Origin of the sequence: Polymorphospora sp. NPDC050346, assembly GCF_040655695.1 — a bacterium.
In the GTDB taxonomy this organism is placed as follows: domain Bacteria; phylum Actinomycetota; class Actinomycetes; order Mycobacteriales; family Micromonosporaceae; genus Polymorphospora; species Polymorphospora lycopeni.
This window is the reverse complement of record NZ_JBFAKM010000013.1, coordinates 109,129-122,610: the sequence shown is the minus strand read 5'-3', so window position 1 is coordinate 122,610 and position 13,482 is coordinate 109,129. Positions and strand designations below refer to the sequence as shown.

The following is a 13,482-nucleotide window of genomic DNA, read 5'->3' as shown; positions in this document are numbered from 1 at the left end:
CCACCGGCGGGGCTCCACGGCGCACGCACCACGAGGGACGGCACAACAGATGACGCGGACCAGGGGACACGCCCTGCTGGTGGGCAACAGCGACGGGATCGGCCTGGAGTTGACCCGGCGGCTGCTGGAATCGGGGTGGACGGTGACCGGGATCTCCCGGCGCGACAGCCCGGTCACGCACGACGGCTACCGCCACGTCGTCGCCGACGTCACCGCCCCCGACTACCCGGCGCTGCTGGCCGCGGCGGTCGAGCCGGTCGACCGGCTCGACGCCTGCGTCTACGCCGCCGGGATCGGCGAGCCGCTCGACCTCGCCGACCTGGCCACCCAGACCCGGGCGTTCGAGGTCAACCTGCTCGGTGCCGCCCGCACCGTGGAGGTGGTGGTGCCCAGGATGGTCGCCGCCGGGCGGGGGCACTTCGTCGGGCTGTCCAGCCTGGCCGACGTGCTGGTCTCCGGGGACGCGCCGGCCTATCCGGCGTCGAAGGCGGGGCTGACGGCGTACCTGAAGGGTCTGGCGTTGGCGCTGCGGCCCAAAGGGGTGCGGGTGTCGGTGGTCCGGTTCGGGTTCGTCGACACCAAGATGGGCAAGGCGCCGAACCGGCCGCTGCTGATGTCCGCGGCGGAGGCCGCCGAGGTGGTGCTGCGGACGCTGGACCGGGGCCGGGTCACGGTGTCCCGGCCGCGCCGGATGGCGGCCGTCGTCGGTGGACTACGCGCCGTCACCGCCGCCCGGATCCGCGCGCTGCGGTGAGCCCGGGCCGCCGGTCCCGGGTGGACGGCCGGGCGACACCCCACATCTCTCTGCGCATATGATGCTTGCCCTGTGGCAAACATTGATCGGGAGAGCCATTAAATGCCGGAATCACGCGGATCCGTGGCGGCCCTTCTCCGGGCCGCCGCGCCGGATGAACTGGTCGAGGTGGCCGACGGATTCATCCGGACCCGGTTGGGTGGAGCCCGGACCGACGTGCTGGTCGCCGACTACCGCATCTCCGGACTCTGGCCGGTGCTGGGCGAGTCGCACCCCGCCCACGGCCCACTGACCGAGACCGGCGCGGCCGTACGCTGCTTCAGCAGTCAGCGGTCCGTCGTGGAGCAACTGGCCGCCGGCGGCGTACGGCTCCACCTTCCGGTCACCGCCTGGGGCGAGCGGATCGGGGTGCTGGTCACCGACTTCGCCGCCGCCCCCGACGGCGAACTCGTCGACGAGGTCGGCCTGGTCGCCGACGAACTCGCCGTCGCGCTGCGGGCCGCCGACCGCGACACCGACCGCTACCGTCGGGCCCGCCGTCGGGAACGGCTGACCATGGCCGCCGAGATGCAGTGGGACCTGCTGCCCGGCCGCAGCCAGACACATCCGGCCTACCGGCTGGCGGGCCAGCTCGAACCCGCGTACACCGTCGGCGGCGACCACTTCGACTGGGCGCTGACCGACGACCGGCTCACCGTCACCGTCCTCAACGGATACGGCGCCGGCCTGGCCGCGTCGCTGCTGACCGCGGTGACCGTCAACGCCATGCGCAACGCCCGGCGGTCCGGCGGCAGCCTGGTCGAGCAGGCCGAACTCGCCTCCGACACCGTCTTCGCCGAACACCGCGGGACCCGGCACGTCGCCACCCTGCTCGTCGAGGTCGACCTGCCGACCGGCCGGGTCCGGGTCGTCGACGCCGGCTCGCCCCGCGCCCTGCTGATGCGCGGCCAGCAGGTCGAACTGATCCGGCTCGACCAGCAGCTCCCGCTGGGGATGTTCGCCGACACCCGCTACGAGGCGCAGGAGTTCAAGCTCGAACCGGACGACCGGCTGGTGGTCGTCAGCGACGGCGTCTACACCGCCGCTCCCGGCGGCCGGGCCCCGTACGGCGAGAGTGCCCTTGCCAGAGCCATCCGTCGAACTCGGCTGCAGCCGGCGACCGAAGCGGTTGGTACGGTGATGCGCGAGTTGCGCGCCTACCACGAACATGCTGATCTCGAAGACGACGCCGTCATCGTCTGTCTGGATTGGGATGGTATGAAACTCGATACCGCGGGTAGCGGCGTACGCAGGATCGAACCGGATCGGACGGGCTAGACCAAGGCAAGAGGACAACGGCATGGAGCGATCTGCGAATCTCGCCGCCGCGGTCGAGGCGGCCGCAGAGTCGCTGATCGCTGTGCTCGACGCCGCACGGTCCAGCCACGACTCGACGGTGTCACCGACCCAGCTCCGCGTGCTGTCCATCATCAGCAGTCGGCCCGGCACCAACGTCAACCGGCTCGCCGAACTGCTCGACGTCGTCCCGTCGTCGGCGAGCCGGCTCTGCGACCGGCTGGAGGCGACCGGCATGCTGCGCCGCGCCCCCGACCCCCGGGACCGCCGCGAGGTCCAGCTCTCGGTGACCGCGTCCGCCCGGGTGCTGCTCCAGGAACTGAAGGAACGCCGCTACCAGGCGGTCCAGGCGGTGCTGGACCGGATGCCCAGCCGGGCCCAGCGCGAACTGCTGCTCTCCCTGGTGGCCTTCAGCAGCGCGGCCGGGACGGTGCACAGCGCGGTGGACACACCGACCGAGGTGAAGAGCGCCTGAGCCGGCCGTGACCGCGCCGCCCGTGACCGGGCCGGCCCCGACCGGGCCGGCCCCGACCGCGCCGGCCTGACCCGTCGGTCAGCCGTCGGCGCCCAGCCGGCGGTGCAGCAGCACCTCCAGCGGGATCGACTCGCCGTCCCGGCCACCCTCGCCGATCACCAGCCGCGGTGGGTACGGCGGCAGCGCCGTACCCACCAACCGGGCCCGCAGGCTGGCCGGGACGGTCAGCAGGTAGAGGTTGCCGTCCTCGCCGACCGCCAGGTCGGCCCGCAGGTACCAGCCCCGCAGCCCGGTCCGGTAGCGGCCGCGACCGCCGTACGAGCGGGCGGTCAGCGCGGTCGCGGCCAGGCCACGGTCACGTGCCCGGGCGACGAACCCGGCGATCAGGGCCGCCGCCCGCTCCTCCTCGGCCGCCCGGGCCCGGGCCAGCGCCGCCCCGTGCGCCTCGACGGCGAGCCTGCGCCGCTCCTGCCACCCGCGTTCGTCGTCCACCCGAGAACCGTACGCTCACAGCATCTCCAGCGCGGTCTGGCCGTTCGGCGGCGGGTACGCCCGGTCCAGGATCGTCAGGTCGTCGCCGGTGAGCCGCAGGTCGAACGCCCCCCACAGGTCACGGATGTGTCCCGGCGTGCTCGCCTTCGGGATCGCGCACACCCCCTCCTGGCGCAGCGTCCAGGCCAGCGCCACCTGCGCCGGCTTCGCGTCGTGCCGGATCGCCACCTCACGCAGGGCCGGGTCGCCCAGCACCCGGCCGCGTCCCAGCGGCGAGTACGCCATCACCGGCAGCCCCGCCTCCCGGCACCTGGGCAGCAGTTCCCACTCGATGCCCCGGTTGCCGAGGTTGTAGAGCACCTGGTTCGCCTCCACCGCCGTGCCGCCGGGCAGGCTGGTCAGCTCGACCAGGTCGGGCAGGTCGAAGTTGCTGACCCCCCAGTGCCGGATCCGGCCCTCGGTGACCAGCGTGGTCATCGCGGTGATCGTCTCCTCCAGCGGTACCGTGCCCCGCCAGTGCAGCAGGAACAGGTCGATCCGGTCGGTACCCAGCCGGCGCAGGCTGCGCTCGCAGGCGTTGACCGCGCCGGTGGCGCTCGCGTTCGTCGGCGACACCTTGTCGACGATGAAGACCTCGTCCCGCCGACCCCTGATGACCTCGCCCACCAGCTGCTCGGCGGCACCGTCGGCGTAGAGCTCGGCGGTGTCGATCATTTGCATGCCCAGGTCCAGCCCGAGCCGCAGGGCGGCGACCTCCTCGTCGCGGCGGCGTACGTCCTCCGCCATCCCCCACGTGCCGAGGCCGAGTACGGGAACGGCGTCACCCGAGGGCAGATTGATCGCGCGCTGTGCGGTCTGAGTCATGGCTGCTCCTCCACGATTGCCGGACGCGGCGAGTTCCCGGGCCGCCGTACGGGCAAACCGGAATCGTCGCCGCCGCGCCGGGTATCCGTGCGGCTCGACGGGCCGGCCACCCGTTCGGCCCGACGGGCCGGGCAGTCCGGCGCGAACGCGGACCGGGAGGTACGCAATGCGGTACGACAAGTTTCTGGCCGACGTCCGGGAACGCGGCGAGTACGTCGACCGGGACGAGGCCGAACGGATCACCACCACGGTGCTCGAGGTGCTGGCGCAGCGGCTCTCGCCGGGCGAGGCCCACGACCTCGGGGCCCAGTTGCCCGGGGCGGCGGCGATACCGTTCGAGGCCCGGTCCGGTGCCGCCGAGCAGTTCAGCGTCCGAGAGTTCCTGGAGCGGGTCGCGGAGGAGACCGGCGCGACCGACATGACCGCCGAGTGGGACGCGAGCGCGGTGCTGTCGACCGTCGCCGACTCGGTCACCGGCGGCGAACTCAACGACGTGCTCGGCCAGCTCCCGTCCGGTTACGCGGTCCTGTTCGGCCGCCCCGGCCTGAGCGGCTGACCCGCCCAGATCCCGCCCCAGATCCGCGTGATCAGGGAGTACGTCGGGCGGGTCGCCGGCGGGCCGCCGTCACCGGCCCCTGATCACCGATCATGACAGGCCGGCGCGGCCGAGGGCCGCCCGGCCGGTCGGGCGGGCTCAGTCGAAGAAGCGGGCGAGGAACGCCGGGCCGGGTGTGTCGTCGCCGGGCCGGGCCGGTGCCAGGTCGGCGAAGACCGTGGCGCCGTCGCACGTGGCGTGCAGCGGCCGCCAGGGGTACGCCGCGTCCCGCCGCTCGCAGATGCTCTTGATCGTCTGCGGGTCGAAGTACCGTACGTGGGTCGGATCCGCCACCGCGTTGACATGCCGCCACCAGGGGGCCAGCACGTGCAGCACGCCGTCCGGCCGCAGCACCCGGTGACACTCGTCGAGCAGCGGCAGGTAGTCGATCAGATGCTCCAGGACGTGCACGGTGAAGATCCGGTCGACCGAGTTGGTGCGTACCGGGATCCCGGCCGCCAGGTCCGCGACCACCGCGACCCCACGCCCCGGCCGCCAGTCGATGCCGAGACTGCCCGGCTGTTGCAGGGTGTCGCCACATCCCAGGTCGAGGACCACCGGTTCGCGTCCGGCGACCGCGACCCGGTCCCAGACGGCGTACACGCCCTCGTACCGACCGAGCAGGTCTCGCAGGAGCGCGAGATGGGCACGGCTGTCCGCCGCGCCCGTCACGTGCGCCACCCCCCGGTCGAACGTCACGTTGACCCGCAGGTCACGCAGCCGGGGGTCGTTGGTCAGCAGATCGTCGGCGAAATGGTCCAGGCACCGGTCACGTAACCGGAGCCGGCTCTGTGCCGGCGCCTCGATAACCGTCACCGCGGCCGGTCAGCGGGCCGCGCCGGTACTCGGCGTCCCGGTCCGGTCGTGCGGGGCCCGCGCCCTCGGGTCGTCCGCCGTCCGGGCCTCGGCCGCCTCGTCGGCCCAGTCCGGGGACAGTTGCCGCTCGTCGCGCTCACCGGCCGGTTCCCGGTCGTCCGTCCGCTTCTTCTTGCCCTCGCCCATGTCACGCCCTCCGCTGTCGGATCGTCCGTCCGGACGGCGCGGTATACCCGCGGCACGCGCGGTAAACCGGGCGGCCGGGTTTGTCCGCCGACGGGCGGGGAATCCGGCGGCACCGACGACCGATCGGAGACCCAGGCATGAGCCGACCACGAATCGTGATCATCGGAGCCGGGTTCGCCGGCTACCACGCCGCCCGCCGGCTGTCCCGCCTGGCCCGGGGTGCCGCCGAGATCGTGCTGGTCAACCCGCACGACTACTTCCTCTATCTTCCGCTGCTGCCGGAGGTCGCCGCGGGGGTGCTCGAGCCGCGCCGGGTCACCGTGTCGCTGGTGGACACCCTGCCCGGCGTACGCCTGATCCTCGGCGAGGCCGAGCGGATCGACCTCGGCCGGCGGTGCGTCACGTACGGGGGACCGGGCGGCGGGCCCCGTGAGCTGACGTACGACCGGCTGGTGCTGGCCGCCGGCAGCGTCAACAAGCTGCTGCCGATCCCCGGCCTGACCGAGCACGCGCACGGCTTCCGGGGCATCCCCGAGGCGCTCTTCCTGCGCGACCACCTGACCCGGCAGGTCGAACTCGCGGCCGAGACGTCCGACGCCGCCGAACGCGACGCCCGCCGCACCTTCGTCGTCGTCGGCGCCGGCTACACCGGCACCGAGGTCGCCGGCAACGGCATCCTCTACACCGACGCGCTCGCCCGCCGGCTGCCCGGCCTGGCCGGCAACCCGCCGCGCTGGCTGCTGCTCGACGTCGCCGGGCGGGTCCTGCCCGAACTCGACGAGCGGATGTCCCGCACCGCCGACCGGGTGCTGCGGCGCCGCGGCGTCGACGTCCGCATGGGTACGTCGGTCGCCGAGGCCACCCACGACGGCGTACGCCTCACCGACGGCGGATTCGTCGCGACCCGCTCGCTGATCTGGTGCGTCGGCGTACGCCCCGACCCGCTGGTCGCCGACCTCGGCGTGCCGACGACCAAGGGCCGGCTCGTCGTCGACGAGTACCTCAACGTCCCCGGCCACCCCGAGGTGTACGCCTGCGGCGACGCGGCCGCCGTACCGGACCTGACCCGGCCGGGCGAGATCACCACGATGACCGCCCAGCACGCCGTACGGCAGGGCCGGCTGGCCGCCGACAACATCGCCGCCTCGTACGGGCGGGGGGCGCGGCGCCCGTACAAGCACCACGACCTCGGCTTCGTGGTCGACCTCGGCGGTACGCAGGCGGCCGGCAACCCGCTCGGGGTGCCGCTGTCCGGGCCGGTCGCCAAGGTGGTGACCCGGGGCTACCACCTGGTGTCGATGCCGGGGAACCGGATCAGGGTCCTCGCCGACTGGCTGGTCGGCTCGGTCCTGCCCCGGCAGGGCGTGCAACTCGGCCTGGTACCGCCCCAGGCGGTCCCGCTGGACAGTTCCTCCCCGGAACTGATGCACGCCGCCCGCTGAGCCCGCGCCCGTCGGGCACGCGTCGGGCGCGCGGCCGCGCGCGCCGGGTCCCCGCGCCGGGCGGGCGCGTTGATCAAGGAGAAGTTGAGCGACAAAGCGCCCCGGAACGGGCACGCTTTCTCCTTGATCAACGCGCGTCGGGGCGCCGGCCCGCCGCGCGCGACGGCAAGCCGGCGCGCGTCGCGGGCGCCGGGGCGGATCAGCGCCCGGAGCCGCCCAGGCCCTTGTCGAGGCCGGCGCGGCGCAGGGCGTCGGCGAGCGCACCGCCGCCGGTGAAGCCGCCTGACGTACCCCGGCCGCCGGAACCGCCGCGACCACCCTGCCGCCCGTCGCGCTGCCCGCCACCGCGCGGGCCGTCCCCGCGCTGCCCGCCACGCTGGCCGTCACCGCGCTGGCCGTCACCGCGCGGGCCGTCACCGCGCTGGCCGCCCTCGCGGCGGCCGCCGCCGGACCGCTGGTCGCCCCGGCCGGCGGTCACGTCGTCGTCGAGGCGCAGCGTCAGCCCGATCCGCTTACGCGCGATGTCCACGTCGACGACCTTGACCCGTACGATGTCGCCGGGCTTGACCACGTCGCGCGGGTCCTTGACGAAGGTGTTCGACATCGCCGACACGTGCACCAGCCCGTCCTGGTGCACCCCGACGTCGACGAACGCGCCGAACGCCGCCACATTCGTGACGACCCCCTCCAGCAGCATCCCCGGCGTCAGGTCGGAGATCTTCTCCACGCCGTCGGCGAACGTCGCGGTCTTGAACGCCGGCCGCGGGTCACGGCCCGGCTTCTCCAACTCCCGCAGAATGTCGGTGACGGTCGGCAGACCGAACGTGTCGTCGACGAACCCTTCCGGACGCAGTCCGCGCAGCAGCGGGTTGTTACCGATCAGCGCGCCCAGGTCGGTGCCGGTGCTGGCCAGGATCCGCCGGACCACCGGGTAGGCCTCGGGGTGCACGCTGGAGGAGTCGAGCGGGTCGTCGCCGCCGGGGATGCGCAGGAAGCCGGCGCACTGCTCGAACGCCTTCGGCCCGAGCCGGGGTACGTCCCGCAGCGCCTTGCGGCTGCGGAACGGCCCGTTCGTGTCGCGGTGCATGACGATGTTCTCGGCCAGTCCGGGCGCGATCCCGGAGACCCGGCTCAGCAGCGGCGCGGACGCGGTGTTGACGTCGACGCCGACGCCGTTGACACAGTCTTCGACCACCGCGTCGAGCGACCGGGACAGCTTGGTCTCGGCCAGGTCGTGCTGGTACTGCCCGACCCCGATCGACTTCGGGTCGATCTTCACCAGTTCGGCGAGCGGGTCCTGCAGGCGCCGGGCGATCGACACCGCGCCGCGCAGCGACACGTCGAGGCCGGGCAGTTCCTGGGAGGCGTACGCCGACGCGGAGTAGACCGACGCGCCGGCCTCCGACACGACGACCTTGGTCAGCCGGAGCTGCGGATGCCGCTTGATCAGGTCACCGGCGAGCTTGTCGGTCTCCCGCGACGCGGTGCCGTTGCCGATCGCGACGAGCTCGACCTGGTGGGCGGCGGCCAGCTTGGCGAGCGTCTCGACCGACTGGTCCCACCGCCGCGCCGGCTCGTGCGGATAGATCGTGTCGGTCGCGACGACCTTGCCGGTGCCGTCGATCACCGCCACCTTCACCCCGGTACGGAATCCCGGGTCGAGTCCCATCGTCGGCCGGGTCCCGGCCGGCGCGGCGAGCAGCAGGTCGCGCAGGTTGGCGGCGAAGACCCGGACCGCCTCGTCCTCGGCCGCCTGCCACAGCCGGGTCCGCAGGTCGACCCCGAGGTGTACGAGGATCCGGGTGCGCCACGCCCAGCGGACCGTGTCGGCGAGCCACCGGTCGCCCGGACGGCCCTGGTCGGCTATGCCGAACCGGTGGGCGATCCGCCGCTCGTAGTCGCTCGGCGTCACCGGGGCGGCCGGGTCGGCGGGCTGCTCGTCCGGCTCCAGCGACAGGTCGAGCACGCCCTCCTTCTCGCCCCGGAACAGGGCCAGGACCCGGTGCGACGGCAGCTTCGTGAACGGCTCGGCGAACTCGAAGTAGTCGGAGAACTTGGCGCCCTCGTCCTGCTTGCCGTCGCGTACGGCCGAGGTGACCCGACCCCGCGACCACATCTGCTCGCGCAGCCCGCCGATCAGGTCGGCGTCCTCGGCGAAGCGCTCGACCAGGATCGCCCGGGCCCCGTCCAGCGCGGCGACGGCGTCGGCGACGCCCCGGTCGGCGTCGACGTACTTCTCGGCGGCGAGCTTCGGGTCGACGGTGGGGTCGGCGAGCAGCCCGTCGGCCAGCGGCTCCAGCCCGGCCTCGCGGGCGATCTGCGCCTTCGTCCGCCGCTTCGGCTTGTACGGCAGGTAGATGTCCTCCAGCCGGGCCTTCGAGTCGGCGGCCATGATCGACGCTTCGAGGGCGTCGTCGAGCTTGCCCTGGGCGCGGATCGACTCGAGGATCGCGCTGCGACGCTCCTCCATCTCCCGCAGGTAGCGCAACCGTTCCTCGAGGGTCCGCAACTGGGCGTCGTCGAGCATCTCGGTCGCTTCCTTGCGGTAGCGGGCGATGAACGGCACCGTGGCGCCGCCGTCGAGCAGGTCGACCGCCGCCTGCACCTGCCGCTCGCGTACGCCGAGCTCCTGCGCGATCCGCTGGTAAACCGCCGTAGTCACGATCCTGATCCGTCCCTTTCCGGTGGACTTCGCCGCTGCATTCTGCCCGGGCCCGACCCCGCTTGTCGCGCGCCCACCCCGGCGCGTCGGCCCCCGTGGCCCACCCCACGTCATGCGACACCCCCCGCGCCCTCGCCGCCGGCGAGCGCCCGGTGAGTCCCCGGGTGAGCGCCCGGTGAGCGCCGATCAAGGGGAAGTTGGGGTGTTTCCCGCCCGTTTTGCGAAGAGGATCCCCTTGATCAGCGGGGGCGGGGGCGGGGGCGGGCGGGGCGGGGCGGGCGGGAGTGGGCGGGATGCGAGACGGGCGGGTGGGGTGGGTCAGCGGGGGAGGACGTTCAGGGCGGCGATGGCCGAACCGCGGGCGCCGGCCATGTCGAGATCGGGAACCAGGGCGAAGTGCGACGCCGCGGCCTGCTCGGTACGCAGCAGGGTGTGCTCCCGGATCCGGCCGAGGAACCATTCCCGGAACCCCGGATCCGTCTCGACCACACCGCCGCCGACGAAGAACACGCTCGGGTCGGTGAAGTTGGCCGCGATCGTGAACAGCCGCCCGAGCGCCATCGCCTGCTGGTCGAAGACCCGGCGGGCCAGTTCGTCGCCCTGTTCGCCGTACGTGCGGACGAGCTTGGCCGCGGCGCGCGGCGACTCGGCGGCGGCCAGCGGGTGGTCCGGGTAACGACCCAACCAGTACGGCAGGAGGTTGCGTTCGATCGCGGTCAGCGAGGCGACGCTCTCCACGTCGCCGGCGAAGCCGCACCGGCAGGTCGGGATCGGCTGCCCCTCGGCGAGCAGCCCGTGCAGCGGGATGTGTACGTGCCCGAGTTCGCCGGCCATCCCGGCGGCGCCCCGGACCACCCGGCCGGACTCGACCACCCCGCCGCCCAGTCCGGTGCCGACGATGGCCGAGATCGACGAGTGCTGTCCGGCGTCGGCGCCGAAGTGCACGTGGTGGGCGTAGAGGGCGGCCGCGTTGCCGTCGTTGTTGTAGACCACCGGCAGGCCGATCCGGTCGGCCAGCGCCGTACGGATGTCGTAGCCCCGCCACGGTGGCTGCGAGAAGTTGGTGGAGCCCTTCGAGCTGATCACCCCGTCGGCGCTGGCCGGACCGGGGGTGTCGAGGCCCACCGCGAGGACCTGCTCCCGGGCGACCCCGGTCAGGGTGAGCGCGGCGTCCATCGCCGTCACCATCGCCTCGACCGCGGCGGCGGGCCCTTCCAGCACCCGGCTCGGTGTCTCGACCAGCCGGTCGACCAGGAACCGGCCCGACACGTCGAGGACGGTCGCGTTCGTGCTGTTGCCACCGTTGTCCAGTCCGACGACGACCGGTCGGTCGACGGTCCCCATAGAGTTGCCGCCCTTTCGCGTTGACTGGAAAGGAATCGTACTCAGGGGACGGGTGACCGACCCGACGTCGACCGCCGCGTCGATCGAGGACTCGTTGCTGCCCAAAGTGGACATAACTCCCACGATTCCTCCTTGATCGACGGGCGGGTGGCGGGCGGGTGGCGGCCGGGCCGGCGCGAGGGCGGCGGGCGGGCGACGGGCGGGCCTGCGGGTGGGCGAGAGAGTCGGGGTGCGGGGTCCCGTGGGTGGACGGTTTGGTTTAAGGTGCGGCCGAAAGGGCGGTGATGGCGTGCATGGCACCGAAAGCGACCAGACGACAGCCGGACGGGATCTGTCCGACCTGACGGAACGCTGGGTGTCCGCGGTGCGGGCCAGCGGCTACCTGGCCCCCGACGGCGACCAGTTGCGCATCTTCCTGCACGAACTCGTCCGGCGGATGGCCGGGGCACTGCGCGCCCCGGCCGAGCACGAGCGGGTCGGGCACGATGTCGGCGTCGCCCTCGTCCGCGCCCGGCTCACCGCCCCCGAGGTGCTGCGCGACTCGATCACCACGCTGGCCCGGCTCCCGGCCGAGGCCGGACTGGCCGGACGAGCGGTGGAGGTCCGGCTCGGCGAACTGCTCGGCGGCCTGTCGGCCGGCTTCTGCGCGGCGGAGCGGGAACGCACCCTGATGGGGCAGGAGCGGATCCGGGCGGCGGCGCTGGCGGCCGTCGACACCGCCGAGCATGCCCGGCGCGACAGCGAGGCCCGGCTCCGGGCGGTGTTCAGCGCGGCCGGCACGGCCATCGCCATCGCCGACCTGCGCGGCCGGCTCGTCGAGGCCAACCCCGCCGTCTCCCTGATGCTCGGCATCCCGGCCGACGAGCTGGTCGGCCGGCGGGTGCTCGACTTCTTCCACCCCGACGACGTGCCGTCGATCCGGCAGGAGATCGTCGAACGGCTGCTCGGTTCCGGCGGTCGCCTCGTCCGGATGGAGAAGCGGTTCGTCGACGCGGCCGGCACGACGGGCTGGATGACGCTGTCGGTCTCCCTGGTCCACGGCGACGACGGCCGGCCGGCCTATCTGGTGGCGATGGCCGAAGACGTGACCGACCGGCATCGCCTGCAGACCGAGCTGCACCACCAGGCCCACCACGATCCGCTGACCGGCCTGCCCAACCGCACCCTGCTCTACCGGTGGCTGAAGGACACCATCGCCGCCGCCACCCCGGACTGTCGGGTCGGCGTCTGTTTCCTCGACCTCGACGACTTCAAGATCATCAACGACACGCTCGGGCACGGGATCGGCGACCAACTGCTGGTCGCCGTGGCCGGCCGGCTGCACGGCCGGGTCACCGACGCCGGCCACGTCATCGCGCGCGTCGGCGGCGACGAGTTCGTCGTCCTGCTGCGCGACACCGACGGCCCCGGCCAGGTCACCGCGCTCGCCGAGCAGCTCCTCGAGGTGCTCGACACACCGGTCGAGGTCGAGGGCCATCGGCTGACCGTGTCGGCCAGCATCGGGGTGCTCGAACGGCCCGCCTACGGCGAGGACTTCCAGGAGGTGCTGCGGGCCGCCGACGCCACCCTCTACCTGGCCAAGGCCGACGGGCGGGGCCGGTGGGCGCTGTTCGACCCGGACCGCAACGCCGCCCAGATGCGCCGCTACGACCTCGCCGGCCGGCTGCCCGAGGCGCTGCGCCGCGGCGAGTTCCAGCTCGAATACCAGCCGATCGTCTCGCTGACCGACCACCGGCTGCGCGGTGCCGAGGCACTGCTGCGCTGGCACCACCCCGAGCTGGGCCGGCTGTCGCCCAACACCTTCATCCCGGTTGCCGAGCAGTCCGGGGTGATCGTCGCGCTCGGCCGTTGGGTGCTGCGCCAGGCGTGCGCCGACGCCGCCCGCTGGCAGGACGGCGGCCCACCCCGGTTCGTCAGCGTCAACGTCTCCATGCGCCAGTTCACCGAACCCGACCTCGCCGACGAGGTGGCCCGGGCGCTGCGCGACAGCGGGCTGCCCCCGCAGGCACTGCAACTGGAGATCACCGAGAGCGCGGTGATGCAGTCGTACGACCGGCCCGTCGCCACCCTCCAGGCCATCGCCGACATGGGCGTACGGATCGTCATCGACGACTTCGGCACCGGCTACTCGAACCTGGCCCACCTGCGCCACCTGCCCGTGCACGGGCTGAAGCTGGCCGGCGCGTTCATGGCCGGCATGCGGCTGCCGACCCCCGACCGGGTCGACGAGCAGATCGTGGAGACCGTCGTACGCCTCGCCCACATGCTCGGCATGAGCGTCACCGCCGAGGGCGTCGAGACCGCCGAGCAGGCCGAGCGGCTCGCCACCCTCGGCAGCGACCTGGCCCAGGGCTGGCACTTCGGCCCGGCCGGCCGGCCGGAACAGATCGGTGAATACCCGCGCCACCTCACCCACCCCGCCACCTGACGCCGGCAGCCGTCCACAACCGGTCCGTCACATCCGTCGGTGCTGTCCCGTCCTCCATGACGGCAACCGCACCCAGCACAGGCGGGAGA

12 protein-coding genes are annotated in these 13,482 nt (G+C 73.3%); 6 read left to right on the top strand and 6 right to left on the bottom strand.

Going from position 1 to position 13,482, the window contains the following annotated elements:
• The first annotated feature begins 49 nt into the window (after positions 1-49).
• The 3 genes from AB0I42_RS16065 to AB0I42_RS16055 all read left to right on the top strand — a co-directional run bounded on the left by AB0I42_RS16065 (position 50) and on the right by AB0I42_RS16055 (position 2,564).
• Positions 50-754 (top strand): SDR family NAD(P)-dependent oxidoreductase, encoded by a 705-nt coding sequence (locus tag AB0I42_RS16065; RefSeq protein ID WP_357538011.1) that lies wholly within the window; start codon positions 50-52, stop codon positions 752-754.
• 102 nt (positions 755-856) lie between these two features.
• A complete protein-coding gene (locus AB0I42_RS16060; RefSeq protein ID WP_357538009.1) occupies positions 857-2,071 on the top strand; it encodes a PP2C family protein-serine/threonine phosphatase in 1,215 nt (404 codons plus the stop codon).
• Positions 2,072-2,093: 22 nt separating this feature from the next.
• Positions 2,094-2,564 (top strand): MarR family transcriptional regulator, encoded by a 471-nt coding sequence (locus AB0I42_RS16055; protein ID WP_357538007.1) that lies wholly within the window; start codon positions 2,094-2,096, stop codon positions 2,562-2,564.
• 78 nt (positions 2,565-2,642) lie between these two features.
• On the opposite strand, the gene AB0I42_RS16050 is transcribed toward AB0I42_RS16055, so the two are convergent.
• Positions 2,643-3,056 carry a hypothetical protein gene (locus tag AB0I42_RS16050; protein WP_357538005.1) on the bottom strand — a complete coding sequence of 138 codons (414 nt, stop codon included), beginning with the start codon at positions 3,054-3,056 and terminating at the stop codon, positions 2,643-2,645.
• A gap of 15 nt (positions 3,057-3,071) precedes the next feature.
• Positions 3,072-3,920 (bottom strand): aldo/keto reductase, encoded by an 849-nt coding sequence (locus AB0I42_RS16045; RefSeq protein ID WP_357538004.1) that lies wholly within the window; start codon positions 3,918-3,920, stop codon positions 3,072-3,074.
• 166 nt (positions 3,921-4,086) lie between these two features.
• Here AB0I42_RS16045 and AB0I42_RS16040 point away from each other — a divergent pair, with 166 nt between their 5' ends.
• Positions 4,087-4,476 (top strand): DUF2267 domain-containing protein, encoded by a 390-nt coding sequence (locus AB0I42_RS16040; RefSeq protein ID WP_357538003.1) that lies wholly within the window; start codon positions 4,087-4,089, stop codon positions 4,474-4,476.
• Between the two features lie 138 nt (positions 4,477-4,614).
• On the opposite strand, the gene AB0I42_RS16035 is transcribed toward AB0I42_RS16040, so the two are convergent.
• Together AB0I42_RS16035 and AB0I42_RS16030 are read right to left on the bottom strand one after the other, a co-directional pair.
• Positions 4,615-5,277 carry a BON domain-containing class I SAM-dependent methyltransferase gene (locus AB0I42_RS16035; protein ID WP_357538152.1) on the bottom strand — a complete coding sequence of 221 codons (663 nt, stop codon included), beginning with the start codon at positions 5,275-5,277 and terminating at the stop codon, positions 4,615-4,617.
• Between the two features lie 63 nt (positions 5,278-5,340).
• A complete protein-coding gene (locus AB0I42_RS16030) occupies positions 5,341-5,517 on the bottom strand; it encodes a hypothetical protein (RefSeq protein WP_357538001.1) in 177 nt (58 codons plus the stop codon).
• Between the two features lie 137 nt (positions 5,518-5,654).
• Here AB0I42_RS16030 and AB0I42_RS16025 point away from each other — a divergent pair, with 137 nt between their 5' ends.
• Positions 5,655-6,959: an NAD(P)/FAD-dependent oxidoreductase gene (locus AB0I42_RS16025; protein WP_357537999.1), complete on the top strand. Its 1,305-nt coding sequence runs from the start codon at positions 5,655-5,657 to the stop codon at positions 6,957-6,959.
• A gap of 199 nt (positions 6,960-7,158) precedes the next feature.
• On the opposite strand, the gene AB0I42_RS16020 is transcribed toward AB0I42_RS16025, so the two are convergent.
• Together AB0I42_RS16020 and AB0I42_RS16015 are read right to left on the bottom strand one after the other, a co-directional pair.
• Positions 7,159-9,621: a Tex family protein gene (locus tag AB0I42_RS16020; protein ID WP_357537997.1), complete on the bottom strand. Its 2,463-nt coding sequence runs from the start codon at positions 9,619-9,621 to the stop codon at positions 7,159-7,161.
• Between the two features lie 318 nt (positions 9,622-9,939).
• The gene (locus AB0I42_RS16015; protein ID WP_357537994.1) at positions 9,940-10,965 is read right to left on the bottom strand and encodes an ROK family protein; all 1,026 of its coding nucleotides are present in this window, start codon (positions 10,963-10,965) and stop codon (positions 9,940-9,942) included.
• Positions 10,966-11,254: 289 nt separating this feature from the next.
• Between AB0I42_RS16015 and AB0I42_RS16010 the strand changes: the two genes are divergently transcribed.
• Positions 11,255-13,393, top strand: a complete 2,139-nt coding sequence (locus AB0I42_RS16010) for an EAL domain-containing protein (protein ID WP_357537992.1) — start codon at positions 11,255-11,257, stop codon at positions 13,391-13,393.
• Positions 13,394-13,482 lie beyond the last annotated feature (89 nt).

Bases quoted from the DNA above. Each gene is read 5' to 3' on its own strand.
- AB0I42_RS16045 (WP_357538004.1), bottom strand. From the start codon at position 3,920: ATGACTCAGACCGCACAGCGCGCGATCAATCTGCCCTCGGGTGACGCC.
- AB0I42_RS16040 (WP_357538003.1), top strand. From the start codon at position 4,087: ATGCGGTACGACAAGTTTCTGGCCGACGTCCGGGAACGCGGCGAGTAC.
- AB0I42_RS16065 (WP_357538011.1), top strand. From the start codon at position 50: ATGACGCGGACCAGGGGACACGCCCTGCTGGTGGGCAACAGCGACGGG.
- AB0I42_RS16030 (WP_357538001.1), bottom strand. From the start codon at position 5,517: ATGGGCGAGGGCAAGAAGAAGCGGACGGACGACCGGGAACCGGCCGGT.
- AB0I42_RS16060 (WP_357538009.1), top strand. From the start codon at position 857: ATGCCGGAATCACGCGGATCCGTGGCGGCCCTTCTCCGGGCCGCCGCG.
- AB0I42_RS16015 (WP_357537994.1), bottom strand. From the start codon at position 10,965: ATGGGGACCGTCGACCGACCGGTCGTCGTCGGACTGGACAACGGTGGC.
- AB0I42_RS16055 (WP_357538007.1), top strand. From the start codon at position 2,094: ATGGAGCGATCTGCGAATCTCGCCGCCGCGGTCGAGGCGGCCGCAGAG.
- AB0I42_RS16025 (WP_357537999.1), top strand. From the start codon at position 5,655: ATGAGCCGACCACGAATCGTGATCATCGGAGCCGGGTTCGCCGGCTAC.